17 protein-coding genes are annotated in these 18,356 nt (G+C 32.9%); all 17 read right to left on the reverse strand.

The window, feature by feature from the left end:
* Nucleotides 1-116: 116 nt before the first annotated feature.
* Nucleotides 117-494, reverse strand: coding sequence for an alpha-helical endospore appendage domain-containing protein (locus ACYQ3D_RS09120; RefSeq protein WP_459837997.1), 378 nt, complete (start codon nt 492-494; stop codon nt 117-119).
* A gap of 116 nt (nt 495-610) precedes the next feature.
* Nucleotides 611-1,129 (reverse strand): transcription repressor NadR, encoded by a 519-nt coding sequence (locus ACYQ3D_RS09125; RefSeq protein WP_459837998.1) that lies wholly within the window; start codon nt 1,127-1,129, stop codon nt 611-613.
* Between the two features lie 119 nt (nt 1,130-1,248).
* A complete protein-coding gene (locus ACYQ3D_RS09130) occupies nt 1,249-1,401 on the reverse strand; it encodes a DUF1540 domain-containing protein (protein WP_459838000.1) in 153 nt (50 codons plus the stop codon).
* 12 nt (nt 1,402-1,413) lie between these two features.
* Nucleotides 1,414-1,611, reverse strand: coding sequence for a hypothetical protein (locus tag ACYQ3D_RS09135; protein WP_459838001.1), 198 nt, complete (start codon nt 1,609-1,611; stop codon nt 1,414-1,416).
* A gap of 77 nt (nt 1,612-1,688) precedes the next feature.
* Nucleotides 1,689-2,354, reverse strand: a complete 666-nt coding sequence (locus ACYQ3D_RS09140; protein WP_459838003.1) for a YetF domain-containing protein — start codon at nt 2,352-2,354, stop codon at nt 1,689-1,691.
* Between the two features lie 109 nt (nt 2,355-2,463).
* Nucleotides 2,464-4,116 carry a glycoside hydrolase family 57 protein gene (locus ACYQ3D_RS09145; protein ID WP_459838004.1) on the reverse strand — a complete coding sequence of 551 codons (1,653 nt, stop codon included), beginning with the start codon at nt 4,114-4,116 and terminating at the stop codon, nt 2,464-2,466.
* A gap of 19 nt (nt 4,117-4,135) precedes the next feature.
* Nucleotides 4,136-5,590, reverse strand: a complete 1,455-nt coding sequence (gene glgA, locus ACYQ3D_RS09150; RefSeq protein WP_459838006.1) for a glycogen synthase GlgA — start codon at nt 5,588-5,590, stop codon at nt 4,136-4,138.
* A 170-nt stretch (nt 5,591-5,760) separates the two neighbouring features.
* A complete protein-coding gene (gene glgP, locus ACYQ3D_RS09155) occupies nt 5,761-8,316 on the reverse strand; it encodes an alpha-glucan family phosphorylase (RefSeq protein ID WP_459838008.1) in 2,556 nt (851 codons plus the stop codon).
* 237 nt (nt 8,317-8,553) lie between these two features.
* Nucleotides 8,554-10,542 carry an ATP-dependent helicase gene (locus ACYQ3D_RS09160; protein ID WP_459838010.1) on the reverse strand — a complete coding sequence of 663 codons (1,989 nt, stop codon included), beginning with the start codon at nt 10,540-10,542 and terminating at the stop codon, nt 8,554-8,556.
* A 162-nt stretch (nt 10,543-10,704) separates the two neighbouring features.
* A complete protein-coding gene (locus tag ACYQ3D_RS09165; RefSeq protein WP_459838012.1) occupies nt 10,705-11,250 on the reverse strand; it encodes a tryptophan transporter in 546 nt (181 codons plus the stop codon).
* A gap of 112 nt (nt 11,251-11,362) precedes the next feature.
* Entirely contained in the window at nt 11,363-11,632 is a 270-nt protein-coding gene (locus tag ACYQ3D_RS09170; RefSeq protein WP_459838014.1) for a hypothetical protein, read from the reverse strand.
* A gap of 118 nt (nt 11,633-11,750) precedes the next feature.
* Nucleotides 11,751-14,456 carry a calcium-transporting P-type ATPase, PMR1-type gene (locus tag ACYQ3D_RS09175; protein ID WP_459838016.1) on the reverse strand — a complete coding sequence of 902 codons (2,706 nt, stop codon included), beginning with the start codon at nt 14,454-14,456 and terminating at the stop codon, nt 11,751-11,753.
* A gap of 230 nt (nt 14,457-14,686) precedes the next feature.
* Entirely contained in the window at nt 14,687-14,842 is a 156-nt protein-coding gene (locus ACYQ3D_RS09180; protein WP_459838019.1) for a hypothetical protein, read from the reverse strand.
* A 72-nt stretch (nt 14,843-14,914) separates the two neighbouring features.
* Nucleotides 14,915-15,478 (reverse strand): nitroreductase family protein, encoded by a 564-nt coding sequence (locus ACYQ3D_RS09185; protein WP_459838020.1) that lies wholly within the window; start codon nt 15,476-15,478, stop codon nt 14,915-14,917.
* A 246-nt stretch (nt 15,479-15,724) separates the two neighbouring features.
* Nucleotides 15,725-16,867 (reverse strand): MFS transporter, encoded by a 1,143-nt coding sequence (locus ACYQ3D_RS09190; RefSeq protein ID WP_459838022.1) that lies wholly within the window; start codon nt 16,865-16,867, stop codon nt 15,725-15,727.
* A 124-nt stretch (nt 16,868-16,991) separates the two neighbouring features.
* Complete coding sequence (locus ACYQ3D_RS09195; RefSeq protein ID WP_459838024.1) at nt 16,992-17,420, reverse strand: MarR family winged helix-turn-helix transcriptional regulator; 429 nt, start codon at nt 17,418-17,420, stop codon at nt 16,992-16,994.
* A 319-nt stretch (nt 17,421-17,739) separates the two neighbouring features.
* Nucleotides 17,740-18,021, reverse strand: coding sequence for an acylphosphatase (locus tag ACYQ3D_RS09200; RefSeq protein WP_459838025.1), 282 nt, complete (start codon nt 18,019-18,021; stop codon nt 17,740-17,742).
* Between the last annotated feature and the right edge of the window lie 335 nt (nt 18,022-18,356).

The raw sequence follows: 18,356 nt of genomic DNA on the forward strand, positions 1-18,356 counted from the left end.
TAACTTATTTATAATTTGTACTTTCTTACTTGTAGCTATTCTTTTTAGATGAAAAAGCGTTCTTCCTGTTCAGGAAGAACGCTTTTAAGCCATTAACTTTAAACCTAGTATCTACTTTATTCTTCTTTTTGCTTAGTAATTACTTTTTCTACTTTTTTAGTTCCATCTTCTTCTACCTCATTTATTTCTTCTTTTACTTTTATGACTTCTTCATCAGTTGCTTCTTCTTTACTTGCTAAGTCTCCTTGAGCAAAATCTAGATCTGCTTGGAATAATTTTTGTAATTCTACACCAGTATTTAAAATTGTACTTATGTTGTCTTGTAATTGGATTAACTTATCAACTGTTATCCCCTCTAATTCAGATATCTTCTTTAGTTTTTCTGCTTCTGCATCAATTAATTCTGCTAAAGCTGTTTTTTCTAAAGCAGTTGCTTCTACTAAATCTCTTTTTACTTCATCTTCTTGTCGTTCTTTAATTGATACTTTATTCATTTTATTCCTCCTTGTTATAATTTTTTTATTCTTTATTATATGTTATTGTTTGTTTTTTGTTTTTATTACGTGTTCATAAATGACTAAGTAATAAGTGACTTAATTATAAATCCAACTTAATCTTGAATTAATAAATACTCCTTTACACATAATTTATTTTTAATTAAATTTAATACTTCTTGGTTTAAAGCTTCAATAGTATGTAAATGAACTCCTTCTGTTAGTGAACATAAAGCTTGACCAGATTCATAATCAGCAATAAAAGACTCAATATCTGATTGTGATTGAATCATTAACACCCCTTTTAATTCTCCGTAAATCGAATGTTCTACAGTAACATCTTTAATTCTTCCTCCGTATTGAATAATAATCTCTAATTCTTGTTTTATTGTTAAAGGAGTATCATCATGTTGGCAAGCAATTGTCATCTGAGCTAATTCATTTTTACTATCTTCAATTAAATAACCACGAGAAGTAGCTAGTATTTCTTCCCCTTGGGCTCGTAGTAAAGCTACATCTTGAACAATTACTTGTCTACTAACAGAAAATTCTATAGCGAAATCCGACCCAGTAATTGGCTGGTCAGTTGCCTGTAATCTCTCTAGTAACTTTTTTCTTCTTTCACTTCCTGACATAAATATCCCCCTATTCTATTTAGATTTATCAATTTTAGTTTAGATTAATAATTTATTTACAGCAGGGACAATATTGTCCCTGCTGTATGTTATTCTCTCTGTAAATTATAATTCCTGCCTTACTCTCGAACAAAAGATTGACACTTAGTAGTTTTGGCCCGGCGAGCAAACTGTCCATTATCATCAGCAGTTACTTGGATCTCTTCTAATTTACAGAATCCATCATCATTATTATTAGCACAGCTATCTACTATGCACTTAATCTTGGCCATAATACCAACTCCTTATTCAGTTTCGGAATCATCAACTTCATTATCAAAATCATCAGGATTTAAATCACGTTCTTTCTCTAGTTGTCCTAAAGTACCGTTGATTTTTTTAAAACCAGGTAACTCTTCTCCTTTATCCACATCATCTGGATTAATCTCAGAGACTATTTCGTCTCTACGCTCTTGTTCTTTATCTTTAGGTTCTTGACTCATTAAAATCCCTCCTTTGTTAAGTTACTATTTTTATTATTCTACTAACTAAGCAATAATATCGTTTTTTTACATGTTAATTACTTAGTAGAAATATAAAGATTACCATCTGTCTCTAATGCTGCTAATATTACTTCTGTTGGTTGACTAATATTTCTAGATTCTAATTCATTTAATAACCAATCTTCATCTAATTTTGATTGATATAATCCTTCATAATTAATCCTACCGTCTTCAATCAATACAATTGGTAAACCTTCATATGTTGTTTCCAAACCTAAATCTTCTGGTGTAAGGCCCCTTTTTTGAGATTTAGGTAGTACTGTTAATTCACCTGATGTCTCTAACACAGCAAACTCAACATCTGAAATATTAAAGATCCCGTTTTCTCTCAATTGAGTTAATAAATCATGAATTGTATACCGCGAGGAAGTCATTTCTTCTACCATTAACTCACCATTTTTAATTAAAACAGTAGGACTTCCGTTAACTAACTCTCTAATAAAACTATTTTTTAATGATAAATAAGCAATAATAATTTCAATACCAGCTAAAGTAAAAATAGGAATTAATCCTTTGACTAAAGAAATACCTTCATTTTCAATAATTAAAACTCCTAATTCAGCTATCATAATAGAGACTACTAAATCAAAAGGGGTTAATTCACCTATTTCTCTTTTACCCATTAACCGAATAGCAATTAAAGTTATCAAATAAATAAATAATGTTTTAAAAAATAACTCCATCTTCTGCCCTCCTGATTTTATTTTTTCCTAATCTTTTTTAATTAAACAGTCAAAAAATAAAAAAGCACTGGAATAATTCCAGTGCTGAATATATAATTATTTCCAATTACTAATTAGCTACAATTGTTAACTCTTGATCAGTTGTTGTAGTATTTGGTTCGTAATGTTTGCTATACATATTATAATCAATATTAGGAAATAGATTATCTTTCCAGTTTAATTCATCTAACCACTCTTGATCAATTGTTCCTGCCTTTATTTGATCATATAACTCAAATAAACGATGGATATGACCTTTAGTCCGGTAGACAGCATACTCTACAGTTGTTCCTGTCATCATAATAAATGCCCAATCACTACTCTGGGCCAACAATAATTCACGAGCCATTTGATTAAGGGCTCTTTCAGTCACTTCATCCGGGTCATTAATAGTACTAGCTAGCTCAATCATTTTTTCAGTTGCCTGATGAAGATGGCGATAGATCCAATTATTACTGTCATCTAACCAGACATCATTATAACCATTTGCGCCCCAACTACAAGTAGGTGGTTGACTAACTTGATTACTAGAATACTCTTCTAGATAATCAATAGGAGAAATTAATTCTACTTGATTTTGATCACAAGCAGTTTTTTTCAATAAATGATACAAGAAATCAGGTCCCTCATACCACCAATGACCAAATAATTCAGCATCATAAGGAGACACAATTACTGGCTTACGATCCATTAGCTGATCTAAATAATCTATCTGCTGGACCCGATTAGATAAAAAGTCAGCTGCATGCTCTTCGGCTCGACCACGAGCAACTTCATAATCATAAGGTTCTTTCTGATGTAAACTAGTCTTATCTCCAGTAATCTTATGATATTTAATTCCTGTATTCATTCGGATCCCATCAGGATGAATATAAGGAGCAATATAATCCATAGGTGCATCATAACCGACATCACGATAGAATTCTCTGTAATCATGATCACCTGGATAACCAGATTCAGAACTCCAAACTTGACGAGAAGATTCCTGATCGCGAGCAAAAGCTGCTACTCCTGATTCTGTATAAATAGGAGCAAAAACTCCATACTTAGGTCTTGGTTCAGCGTGTAAAATACCATGAGTATCAACAACAAAAAAGCGTAACCCATATTCTTTTAGTATATCATCCATTCCAGGATAATAAGCACACTCTGGTAACCAAATACCTCTAGGAGCACGATCTAAATGGTGCTTATAAGTTTTAACCCCTTGTTCTATCTGGGCTCTAACTGCTTCTGGATACTGCTGCATTAAAGGTAAATACCCGTGAGTAGCCCCACAAGTAATAATCTCTAAATAACCTAGATCTTGAAATTTCTTAAAACCTGTCACTAAATTACAATCATAATCTTCTACAAAAATCTTTCTTGCTTTTTGAAATCTTTGTAAATAATGAGCAGCTGTTTTATTAATCTGAGGCCGATCTTGAGTTCTATCTAGTTCTTTAGTGGCTAATTCAATTAATTTATCTAAATAATCAAGATATCTCTGCTGGAGTAATGGATCAGTTAACATCTCCATTAAAGGAGGTGTTAAAGACATAGTTAATCTATATTCTATATTCTCCTGGTGTAAACTAGCAAAATGATCTAGCAAGGGAATATAAGTTTCAGTAATTGCCTCAAATAACCAATGTTCTTCCATGAAATCTTCATGCTCAGGGTGCCGAATATAAGGCAAATGAGCGTGTAGTACTAAAGATAAATAACCTTTTTCTTCTTCCACATGTATCACTCCCAAATTATTATGTAGTAACTAACTTATTATACAAGTCTAAATATTCTTCAGCTGACTGTTGCCAACTATAGTCTTCCTGCATAGCTTTAGTAACAAGCTTAGTCCAGACTTGAGGTTGATCATAATAAAAATGAAGGGCTCTTCTAATAGTATATAACAAATCATGAGCATTATAATTAGTAAAGCTAAAACCATTGCCCTCACCTGTTTCTTCATTATAAGACTGGATAGTATCATTTAAGCCCCCAGTCTCTCGTACAACAGGAATAGTCCCGTATCTTAAGCTGATTAATTGTCCTAAGCCACATGGTTCATACTGCGAAGGCATTAAGAATAGATCACTACCTGCATAAATTTTCCGGGCCAACTCGGCATCATACATGATATTAGCTGCTACTTTATTAGGATATCTTGCTCCTAATTCAGCAAATATTTCTTCATATTCAGCAGCTCCTGTTCCTAACATAATAAACTGTAAGTTATCCTCTTCTACTAAATCATCTATTATATGAGTAATTAAATCCAAACCTTTTTGGTCAACTAACCGAGTAACTAAACCAATAACTGCTACCTCTTTATTTTGTGGCAGATTCATTGCTGCTTGTAATTGGAGTTTATTTTCTACTTTACCTGCTAAATCATCCTGATCATAATTAGCATAAATAGCATCATCAGTAGCTGGATTATAGTCCTCATAATCTAATCCATTAACAATGCCATATAAATCATCACCATTCATTCGCAGAGCATAATCCAGTCCTTCTCCAAAGTAAGGAGTCTTAATTTCTTCAGCGTAAGTTTCACTAACTGTGGTCACAATATCAGACATATTAATGCCCATCTTCATATAGTTGACACAATCATTATGTTTAACTACACCAGTAACCCAGTGCTTAGCGTCTAAAGCTAATACATCTTCTAAAATTTCTCTTCCAAATACCCCTTGATACCGTAAATTATGAATAGTATACACAGTTTTGATGTCTTGATAAAAATCATATAATTTATAATTCTCTTCTAACATCATACTTAAAGGACCAGTCTGCCAATCATTACAATGAATAATATCAGGTTTGAAATTTAACTTAGGTAACATTTCTAGCACTGCTCTACAAAAAAAAGCAAATTTAACTGCTTTATTATCTCCTTCATATAATCCAGGAGTAGTAAAGTAATTCTTATTATCAATAAAATAAGTAGTTACTCCATTATTTTCTAAACTATTAACTCCTACATAATTATTCCGCCAGCCAACTTTAGTCCGAAAATGCAGTTCATGTTCTGTTTCTTGTAAATATTCGTCAGGAATCTGACTGTATTCAGGCATTACTACTCTAACATCAGCACCTAATTTCTTCAGTTCCTGAGGAAGTGAACCAGCTACATCTGCTAATCCCCCTGTTTTAGCAAAGGGAACTACTTCTGAAGAAACAAATAGAACTTTTAGTTGTTCCTGATTCATTTTTTACCTCCTATAATTCACTTTATATAATTTGTAAAATATGTTTATTTGTCGCTGGTTAAATTATAATACCCTGCTAATTAATTGTCAAATTTTATTTATTATGTAATTTATATGATATAAAACTGAAAACAAAAAACACTGGAACTAATTCCAGTATCAATTAATAGCTATAGCCAAGTTACTAATCCTAGCTCATGTTTGTCTGTTAATTTACTTGATTCAGGTACCACTCTAAAAGTATATTTATAATCACCATTATACTTTAATTGGCTCAAATCAACGCTTAGATTATAAATAAATCTATCTGGCGCTAATTCTTGTTTTAATTCCATAGTAAAAACTTCTGTTTCTTTATTAGCTTCAGATAATAGATATAATTCCACCTCTATATCAGCAGGACGCAAAGTAGCTAACTCCACTTGAACAGAGAACTCAATCTTTTCCTCTAATTTATAAACTTCATTATCTATTTTTTGGTCACCAGCCTTTAATTCAATCTCTGACCACGCTGAAGTTAGTTTTTCTTTCCAAGCAACTAACTGTTTAGCCTTTTGATATTGATTAGCTTTTAGTTCTGTTCCTCGGTTATAAGCCGGTAAATATAACTCTGTAGTGTACTCCTGGACCATTCTATCAGTACTATAAACAGGAATACTAGTAATCATTGCTTCTTTCATTCGGGTAATCCAGTTAGTAGCTACTCCCCGTTCAACATCATAATAGAGAGGAATAATCTCCTTTTCTAAAATATAATATAAGGAATTACTATCTATTTCATCCTGTTTTGCTTGATCATCATAAGTGATCTCCCGACCAATCACCCAACCATTCTTCCCATTATAACCTTCACACCACCAGCCATCAAGCACACTACAATTCAACCCCCCATTAGCTGCTACTTTTTGACCGCTAGTTCCACTAGCTTCTAAAGGACGTCGAGGATTATTCAACCACACATCAACACCCTGCACTAGATAACGAGCCATCTCTAAATCATAATCCTCTAAAATTACTATCTGTCCTTTAAATTCTTCTTGCTGACTGATATCATAAATCTTTTTAATTAATTCCTGGCCAGGTACATCAGCTGGATGAGCCTTACCAGCAAATATAAACTGAACTTCTCTATCAGATTGATTACAAATATTACTTAATCTCTTTAAATCATTGAAGACTAGTGTAGCTCGTTTATAAGTAGCAAACCTCCGCGCAAAACCAATTGTTAACTTATCTTTATCTAATAACCCTTCATCTTTACTAGCTAAGTTACCATATCTTTTCCGCCGAGCCAAATCTTTATCTCTAACATAATCAATTAATTTACTTTTTAATTGGTAATGGACTTGCCAAAATTCAGCAGCAGGAATTTGTCTTATCTGCTCCCACATTTGCTGATCAGTAATCTGTTGTCTCCAATCAGCAGGTAGATACTCATCAAATAATTCTTCCCATTCTGGAGCCAACCAAGTTAAAGTATGAATTCCATTAGTAATAGCTGTAATAGGATTTTCCTCTGTCGGAACCCCCCCCCAGATTTCTTCCCACATATCACTAGCTACTTCTCCATGTAATTGACTAACACCATTATTATACCTAGCTAGTTTAAGAGCTAAAACAGTTAAGCAAAACCCTTCCTCTTGTTCTACATCATGCACACATCCTAAATTCATAAATTCATCTTTAGTTAAATCAAATTCTCCCCAGTAATTAGCAAAATATTTCTCCTTTAAACCAAAAGGAAAGACTTCATTACCAGCTGGAACAGGAGTATGGGTAGTAAAGACACTATTAGCTGCTACAACTTCCATTGCTTCATTAAACTCTAAGTTGGCTTGCTTCATTAATTCTTTTATTCTGGCAAATTCTAAATAGACTGAATGTCCTTCATTTAAGTGCCAGACAACAGGATTATAACCTAAAGCAACTAGTGCTTTAGTACCACCAATCCCTAAAATTATCTCCTGGGATATCCTCGTTTCCTGTTCTTCACTATATAACCGAGAAGTCAATTGTCTATCGGTGGCATTATTAGCTGGAAGATCAGTATCTAACAAAAATAACTTCACTCTACCAATTTGTAACTTCCAGACCTTAACTATAACCTCTCTATTAGCTAATTTAACCTGCACCTTTAAATCGTTACCTGTATCATCTTGAGCCGGAGTAACTGGTAGATAACTAAGATCCAATGTAGGATAGAATGCTTCTTGCCAGCCTTCCTCATTAATCTGCTGTTTGAAATAACCTGATCTATATAGTAAACCTACCCCCACAAAAGGTAACCCTAAATCACTAGCTGACTTACAATGGTCACCAGATAATACTCCTAAACCACCTGAATAAATAGGTAAGGATTCATGAAGACCAAATTCAGCTGAAAAATAAGCAATTACTTCCTGGGAATTAGTACAATAATCAGGAAAATTATGTTGAAACCACGTATCATCAGTTGCTAGATAAGCTTCAAAGTCACTAATCACTTCGTCATACTGCTGTAAAAATTCTTTATCAGTAGCTAATGCTTCTAATTTAGACTGACTAATATTATAAATCAACTCTACTGGATTATTATTATATTCTTGCCATAGCTGTCTATCAATCCGTTTAAACAATTCTTCTGCTTTATAATTCCAAGACCACCATAGATTATAAGCTAAATCTTCTAAATTATTAATTCGCTCCGGCAATTTCGATTTCACCGAAAAACTTCCGTAAAATTCCATAATAATCACCTCTGAAGTTAAATTATAGCATTTATATCAATTAATTGTCAAGTAATATTCTGGTAACATACCACTTAATAGTATATTATATTTAGTTACAAGCCTAATAATTACTACTTTTAAAATAAATAAGGTGCACCTTTAAAGGCACACCTTACTCATAATCATAGATTTCTTCTGCTGTAAAGAATAATTGAATTTCTTCTGTTAACCAAACCATCTTTCTGATTTTATAAATTAAAAACCAAGATTATGATTTTGTTCTAAAATAACCTCTTGCGGTAATTCCTCTAAAAATCTAGCTGGTTTCATCTGTTTAGTCTCCCCATATTTTTGCCGCTCTAAAGCATAGCTCATATATAGTCTATCTTCAGCTCGCGTCATAGCTACATAACATAACCTTCTTTCCTCTTCAATATCCTCTAGTAAACCTGTCTTTAAGCTCCGGTAATGGGGAAAAGTTTCTTCCTCAAGACCAGCTATAAAAACAACTGGAAACTCCAGTCCTTTAGCAGCATGAACAGTCATCATTTTTACCTGATTAGCTTTAGTTAAATCATCTTGATCAGAAAACAATCTTAAATCACGGACAAAATCCTCTAAATCTCTATTTTTATTTTTAGAATAATAGTTAGCAGCTAAAGTTAAAAATTCTTGTATATTTTCCAATCTAGTCTGGGCTGTTTCCGAATCATCCAACTCTAACATAGCCCGATAACCACTTCGCTTTAAAATTTTATCAACCTTATCCGGTAAGGCCAGATTAGATTCTTTAATTTCTATAATGTCTTCTAAATCCTGATGAAACTTCTTAATCTTAGTAGCCTTCTTAGCACCTATTCCTGTTACTTGAGTAGGGTCTTTCATGACATCAAATAACCCTAAAGAAGCATCTTCTTGCGCAAAACTAAAGAGGTCAAATTCTGGTACATACTCTTGAGCATAATTAATTAATTTATCTATAGTCTTTGGTCCTAAACCTCGCTTAGGTACATTAACTATTCGCTTTAAAGCTACTGTATCTTGTGGATTAACAGCTACCTTTAAATAACTGATTGTATCCTTAATCTCTCGCCGATCATAAAATCCTAATCCACCTACAATATGATAAGGAATTTGTTGTTTAATAAAAGCCTCCTCGATTACTCTTGATTGGTGATTAGAGCGATATAACAGAGCAATATCACTATACTCATAACCACTAAACCTAACTAAAGTTTTAATCTCATCAGCTATATAATCAGCCTCACCATACTCATCACTAGCTTCAGTAATTACAACTGGTTCTCCAGCCTGGTTATCAGTCCAAGCTTGTTTATCGAATTGATTAAAATTATTGCTAATTAAAACATTAGAGGCTTGAATAATATTCTCTTTACATCTATAATTTTTCTCTAGTTTGATCACTTCACAATCAGCAAAATCATCACTAAAATCAAGAATATTACTCATATCTGCCCCGCGAAACTTATATATACTTTGGTAGTCATCTCCTACCACAAAAATATTATTATGTTTTTGGGATAACATTTTAGCTAACTGATACTGTGCTGGTGAAGTATCCTGATATTCATCAATCAAGATATATTTAAATCTATCTTGATATTTATCTAATATCTCTTCTTGCTCCTGAAATAATTCAATTGTCTGCTTAATTAAATCATTAAAGTCAAAAGCATTATTCTTCTGTAAAGTTTCGTTATACTTTTGATAGATATCAGCTACAGTTTGATAAAATTCTTGCTGGTCATAATGCTCTACCAAGTCTTGTTTAGTCCATAAGTTCTGTTTGGCTTGGTTGATAATTCCTAATATACTATTAGGATCATATGTTTCAGTATCTAGATCAAAAGTAACAATAATATCTGTAACTAAAGCCTTACTTTCTGTTTGATCATAAATTACAAACCCTGATTCATAACCTAACTCTGCTAGATTTTGACTTAAGATCCTAACCCCTACACTATGGAAAGTACCCATCCACATCCTAGATGGTTTATCACCGATTATATCTTTAACTTTTCGTTGCATATCTTCAGCTGCTTTATTAGTAAAAGTTAATGTTAGGATATTATAAGGATCCACTCCTTGCTCAATCAAATATGCAATCCGATAAGTCAATGCCCTTGTTTTCCCACTTCCTGCCCCAGCTAATACTAAAACAGGCCCTTCAGTTGTTTTTACTGCTTTTTCTTGCTTCTTGTTTAATGCTGTAGATAAATTCATCTTTTCCTCCTTAAACTACTATTAATTCTGTCATCTATTGTGCTCAAAAATTAAAATAATATAAAGTGAAATTTAAATTTTTATTTTTTAATATAAGCACTCTGATATTATAACATAACTAAGTTCCTTCTGTTAACCAAAAAAATGAATAAAGCAGCCTAATTAGGCTGCTTTATTATTAGAATCCAATTCAATTGTTGACAAAGAGCCTTTAATCTTAACAATTAGCGGATATAAGGCATACATAAAAGCAGTATTCAACAAGACTGCTGGTAAAACAACAGTAGAGAATAAAGCTGCAAATGCCTTAGGTAACTCAACTATTAAATAAGCTGAACCTAAAAACAGCCCTCCACTTACAATTGTTCCTACACTACCAATAATAGCCAAACTAAACTTAGTAGGAATCTCTAACTTATCTGCTACTAAAAATAAACCTAATACCACAAAACCGGTAATCGGTTTATCAATTAAATTAGGTATTTGGCCCCCAGGAAAAGTAGTCGTCAAAGCAGATATTATTCCTGTCACCACCCCGGATAATAAAGTTAACTTCTTATTTTGATAGAGACCTATAATAATAAATAGCATCAACAAACTCATATCTGGTCGCATTCCAGCCCCTATTGGAATAGGTGGCATAATCTGATGCAAGACAAATCCTCCTGCCAACAATAAACTCGCTTCAACAAATTTTCTCAACTCCACTAGTCTCATCTCCTCTTAGCTCATTATTTACTACTTTATATTCATAAGTATATTACCTAACAGAATGAAAATCAAGAGTCTTCTGATATATTTTTTTAATAATCTTAAATAATTAATTCACTTCATTATTATCTTCAATAAATCTCAATTCAGCTTTACTATTAAGAATAGTAATTACATTCATCTTATCTTCTTCTAATTCACAAACAAATATAACCCCCCGGTGTTCTCTGATTTCTCTTTTTCCTTTAGCAAATCCAATCAACCTACTTCTTTTTACTCCCTCAACTATATTATGAATTGCTTTAGAACGACTAATTGCTTTTTGTCGTTGTTGATATCTTTTGATGGCATGGTCAGTAGCATAAATATAATAATTCACTTTCACCACCTCCCAACTAATAAAGCACTATCTTAATCAATATATATGCTCTAATCGCTTAAATTATAATTCCTAAAACAAAAAGAGAGGGCCAAAGCTACCTCTCTTAACTAGTAGATTATTTAAATCCCACCATAAATACTTTATTTTTGATTAAATTAGTTATAAACTGCACTGTTTCTATTAAGAAAGTAGAACCTCCAGAAACTAATAAGACTACTCCCCATTCTTGTTTAGTTAATAAGGTGGTTTTAAATAACATCTGGAAGAAAGGTTGATATAATACTAACCAATGTAAGCCAAAGGACAAACCAACTGCTACTAATAAATATAAATTACTTAGAGGGTTCATCCGCAATAAACTATGTTCTTCCGAACGACAACTAAAGACAAAAAACAACTGAGCCATTACCAGATTAGTAAAAGCCATGGTTCGGGCTTTAGCCAAAGAATCACCAAATTGCAAACCACATAAAAAGACAAATAAAGTGCCTAATCCAATTAAAATTCCTTGACCTATAATCCGCCATTTTAATCCCCGCGAGAATACACTCTCTTCAGTCTCTCGAGGCGGTCTATTCATAATATCATCATCCGCTGGATCCAACCCTAAAGCTAAAGCAGGAAAACCATCAGTTACTAAATTAACCCATAATATCTGAATCGGAACTAATGGTAATGGTAATCCCAACAAAGAAGCTAAAAACATAGTTAGAATCTCACCAATATTACAGGACAATAAATAACGAATGAACTTTCTAATGTTATCATAAATAGCTCTTCCTTCTTCTATTGCATCTACAATAGTTACAAAGTTATCATCAGCTAAAACTAAAGAAGAAGCCTCCTGGGTTACATCTGTTCCTTTTCCCCCCATGGAAATACCAATATCTGCCTCTTTAATTGCTGGAGCATCATTAACCCCATCTCCTGTCATGGCTACAATATGTCCCTGATCACGTAAAAGATTTACAATCCTTAATTTATCTTCCGGTGATACCCGAGCAAAGACTGCAATATCCTCAATCTCCCGGGCCAACTGCTGATCACTCATCTCTTCTAACTCTAAACCAGTAACCACCTTATCCTTAGCTTTTAACAGATTAAGTTTTTTAGCTATAGCTACTGCTGTCTGTTTATGATCACCAGTTACCATCTTAGGGCGAATACCAGCCCTCTGGCAACGAGCAATAGCTTCTTTAGCTTCAGTTCGTGGGGGATCCATCATTCCTGCTAAACCAACAAAGACTAGATTTGTTTCGTATTTTTCTAAATTATCTCTATCCAAACTCCTTCCCAGATCACGATAAGCTAAACCTAAAACTCTTAACGCTTGACTGGCTAATTGATCATTGTTCTCCATAATCTCTCTTTTTTTACTTGGCGTTAACTTCTTAACTTCTCCTTCCTCCAGATAATGACTACACCGCTCAATTAAAATATCAGGTGCTCCTTTAGCATATAATTTATACTGGCCTTCTTGTCTTCCAATTACAGACATCCTTTTTCGCCCAGAATTAAAGGGAACTTCTAACCGTTCACTAAATTGCTGTTCTAAAGTATCCTTTTTTAGACCAATCTGATCTCCAGCCAGTAATAAGGCCCCTTCTGTAGGATCTCCTACTACTTCTTGTCGACTAGTACCTAACATTTTATTTTTTAACTTAGACGATAACGATTTATCTTGTTTTAATTGAGCATTATTACAGATCACTCCTATCTTTAATAATTCTTCTAATTCTGGATAATTAAATCCCTCTGCTTGACAATAATAAAGTTGATTATTAGTATATATCTGTTCTACTACCATTTCATTTTTAGTCAGAGTTCCTGTTTTATCCGAACAAATTACTGTAGCACAACCTAAGGTTTCCACTGCTGGTAACTTCCTAATAATTGCATTCCGTTCACTCATCTTCTGCACCCCAATAGCTAGGGCCAAAGTCACAATTGCCGGTAGTCCTTCCGGAATAGCAGCTACTGCTAAACTAATACCTGATAAGAACATCCTATAAATAGGTTCTCCTTTGATAACCCCTAAAACAACTACAGACACACAAGCTAAGAGACAAACAAACACTAACCACTTACCTAACGCCTTTAATCTTTTTTGTAGAGGAGTTAAACTGCTACTAGATTGTTGTAATAAATCAGCAATTTGGCCCATTTCAGTACCTACACCTGTAGAAGTAATCACTGCTTTTCCTCGTCCTTTAGTAACTGTAGTACCCATATGTAACATATTCTTTCTATCGCCCACTGCTACTTGCCCAGATAGACTAGTTGCTGCTTTACTTACAGGTACTGATTCTCCAGTCAAAGAAGCTTCATTAACTTCTAGATTATCAGCTGCAATCACTCTACAATCTGCTGGTATTTTATCGCCTCGTTTTAAATGGATTATATCTCCAGGAACTAGTTCTCGAGCTGGAATCTCTACTAATTGATCATTTCTTAACACCATAGCCTCAGGAGCAGAAAATTCCTGTAACTTTTCTAATGACTTTTCTGCTCTATACTCCTGGATAAAACCCATTAAGGCATTTAAAATTATAATTGCTAAAATAGTAATCCCATCTGCCATTTCCCCTAAGAAAAAGGAAATAGCTGTAGCTCCAATTAAGACTAAGATCATAAAATCTTGAAATTGTTCTAACAATAAACGAAAAATAGACTTACTATCATTAGTAGGTAACTGATTAAAACCTACTTGATCTAATCTAGCCCCAACTTTATTTTCCGTTAATCCCTTTTGTAAATTAGTATCCAGTACTTGCTCTAATTCAACAGTAGATAAATTATATAATTTCTGTTCTTCGGTCAACCAGACTCCCCTCCTTTCTAATACTACTATTATTATAAATTATTCAGGTTAGAAGTAGAAAATGACCTAAAACTAAAAAAGAAGTAGCTCCCCTAGGAACTACTCTTTATTAAATCAACTATTTATTTTTACTTATTAGTAGGAAGAACTAATTTATCTCCTGCATAGATCAGGATCTTTTATATTATTAATCTTTACCAGCTTAGACATATCAACTTCAAACCAATAAGCTAATTCAGATAAAGTATCTCCCCAAAGTCAATTTGTCCTAGGTATTCTTCAGTTTCAACTTCTGCTATTACAAATCCCGGCCATTCTTCTGACATTGCTTGCTCTAAAAAATTACTAGTTTGTTGTTTAGATTGCGGATATAAAAAATCCCGCACCTTCCTTCTTTAAATTAAACATATTAATCCCCTCTTTATAATGCTTTTTTCATTAATTAACCTTTCTTTTGCTTAACTTATGTATTGAATCCTATCCTCTCTTCTATCAGGCGCCTCTCCTGATTCTACCTGCTTATAACCTAAAGCAACCCCATAATAAGGAGTATGCCCCTCTGGAATATCAAGTTTTTCCAAGTATTCTTCTCTTTTTTCTCCATTAAATAAGAAAGTAACAAATCCATTCCAACAGGCTCCTATATCTAAAGACTCAGCAGTAAGTAACATATTCTCTGTTGCTGCTGCACAATTAATCTCCGGCATCATTGTTTCATCTTCTCCCGAAACTATAATTACTGTAGGAGCATCATAAAAAATATTAAATTTTTCATTATTCGCCATCTTTTGAATTTGTTCATCATCAAAACCTTTAGCATCTTCTTTAGCATCTTCACTCATTTCATCTAGCAACTTCTGATTCTGAACTACTGTAAAATGCCACGACTGATGATTATGAGCACTTGGTGCATACATCCCCGCTTCTAAAATCGCTTCTAGTTCTTCATCTTTAATTTGTTCTTCCTTAAAAGCCCTAGCTGTCCTTCTCTCTTTAATAGTCTGTAAAGTTTCATTTCCCATGGTTAATTCCTCCTATAATATTATTAATTTAAGTAATTTTACCTTTGAGGAATAATTTTCTTTCCTGGTAATTTAAAAATCAGTCTAGCAGTACCTAACTTTCTACCCACTCTTTGTTATTGTTTGTACATACAAATATACTTTAAAAAAATATATCTTTTTTCTTTCCAAAATTTAGCTCATCATTTGTACATACAAATGATATACTATTTTCCCTCTTTTGTCAACCCATTTTAAGGGATAAGTTTAAATTTTTTCTGCATATCCTTGGTGCCGCGCCTGATAACTTAAAATTAAAAAGTAAACAATTCCAGCCAGTAAGGCAATAACACTTATATTCAAAAACAAAACTCCTCCACTTAAATTATCATAAATCCAGCCGCCGAGAGCACTCCCGGCTATTGCACTAACCCCTTTTGATGTAGCATATAAATTTTGACCTGTAGCCTTAAACCGCTCTCCGCTGATTAAATTGATAAAATTAACTGAAGTCACATGAAATAAACCAAAAGTTAAACTATGTAATAATTGAGAAACTAATAACACTGCCGGAATAGGAAATTGAGATACTATAAACCAACGCAGTGAAAAAAACAGAGCTGAGACCAGAAAAATATATCTAAATTCAAATTTCTGTATAATCTGTTCTGAAAAATAGAAAACTCCCATTTCACTAATAGCAGCAACTGCTAGGGCAATCCCTACTAATGTTTCTCCTCCCCCATTGTCCATAATATAAATAGGAAAGAAAACATTATACGTATAGTAAGTCATATAAATTAAAAATTCAAAAACAATATAAATTAGCAAGGTTTTGTGCTGAAATAAAAACTTAAACTCACGAAAATCATTAAGCTCTACCTCGACATTACTCTCTGGCAAAGTATAAGTTAATCCTAAAGTAAGTAGAAATACAGCCCCACTAACAAAAAATAAATTCCCAGGACTAGTCCGTTCGAGAAAAAAACCGATCAACGGTACTATCAAAGTAAACCCAATTGAACCCCAAATTCTATATTTCCCATACTGATCTCCCGACTCACCTAAGTAACCTAATAACTGGGAATCAATTAAAGGAATTATTGGAGTTAAAAAGATTAAAAATACAATCATTATTAACAACACAAAAACAAATTTTTGAAATAATAAAAATGATAAACTGGCTACCAACGTTCCTGACACTGCTATCATTAATAATCTTTTATTCACTTTAAAATAATCAGCAGCCATCCCCCACAGAGGAAGAATTAATAAAGAAATCGCTTTCGCAATTGAATTGATATTTCCAATCTGAGTAGAGGTTAAACCAATACTTTTAAAATAAACATTAAAGTAAAGAAAAGTAGCCATTCCCATATAAAAGATAAAATTAAATATTTTAAATTGCATCAACTACTCCTCCTTACAAAATCATTTTCTCTTAAGATTAAATTAACACCACTAACATATATCTGTTGTCCTATATTACTTATACATACGAGCTTATTTAATAACAATCATAAATAAATCCAATTTACAAATTTTCTTCTAACTTAATTCCAGCTTCATCGACTAATTGATTTAATTCTTCGGCTGCATCCTCGCCTAAAATTTCCGAATATCTTTTGTGAAGATTTTTCCAGGCGCGTCTAATATCATCTTGCAACTCAATTCCCTTATCCGTTAAATAAATTAAAGCCCTTTTCCCCTCACTTTTCTTTTCGACTAGTCCTTTACTTTTTAACTTATCTACAAATCTAGTTACGGTTGAAGGAGCAAGATGTAATTTTTCTCCTATTTCTTTCTGTCCCACCCCTTCGTTCTCATATACTATTATTAACAAAAAAGCATAATTAGGAGTTAGTCCTACAATCCTAAATTCTTCTTCTGCCATTTTCGTTATTGCCCTTGATAATTTGTTAGCTGTGAAATATAAACAATTATGCAGATATTTATCTATCATTGTCTTCGCTCCCTTAAATTAATGTTTGTACATACAAATAATATCTTAATTTTTCTCCTTTGTCAACATCTGTCTGACTAAAAGTTTATTCTTTATTGATCCGTAAAATCTTTAAAGAGTTGAATGATCTAGAATTTTATGATGATTTTATTTCTTAAATTATATTTAAGTTTATATGTTCATAAGTGACTAATTAATAATTGACTTGATAATCATCTAATTTACAAAAAATAAATCCAGGGCCAACTCTAACATCAGCCCTGATAAATAATTTTAAACTCTTTTTATTTTTCAGTAAGTATTTTAGTTAGTTTCATTTTTAATATTTAATTCTAAACTTCTTGAATTCTCCTTTATACTCCTCATTATAAACTTCAATATCAGTCACATTACCAAAAGGAGGTCCTTCTTTAGCAATCTCTAGCATTTCTTTTACTGCATTCTGAGGCCCTGCAAATATTGCTTCTACTCGTCCGTCAGTTAAATTCTTCACCCACCCGGATACATCTAACATATTAGCATTTTGGTTGATATAAGCTCGACATCCTACTCCTTGGACTCTACCGCTTAAATAGATATGTTTTCTTATTTTATCAACCATTTAGGTTCCCTCCCTTTTATTATTTTTCTACTGCAATAATTAAATTAATGAATACTATAATTTTAAATATTATTGATATATTGTGTCACCGCAGGTGACACAGTCGTCAGCTATCTGCTATGAGCTATCAGCTAATTCAAGACCTTTGAGTTCAACATCTAAATCCTTTAAGATTACTGTGTTTTCAGAGGTTGAACTAGGTTTATAGTTTTGAATTGAAGAATTTGATTTGGCTCACGACAGACCCTACAGGTCTAGAAAACAGACCTTCCGTAATAAAAACCATTTGCAGACAGCTGATAGCTGTGGCACGAAAGTGCCACTTTATATCAATT

This window comes from Halanaerobaculum tunisiense, from assembly GCF_054657635.1.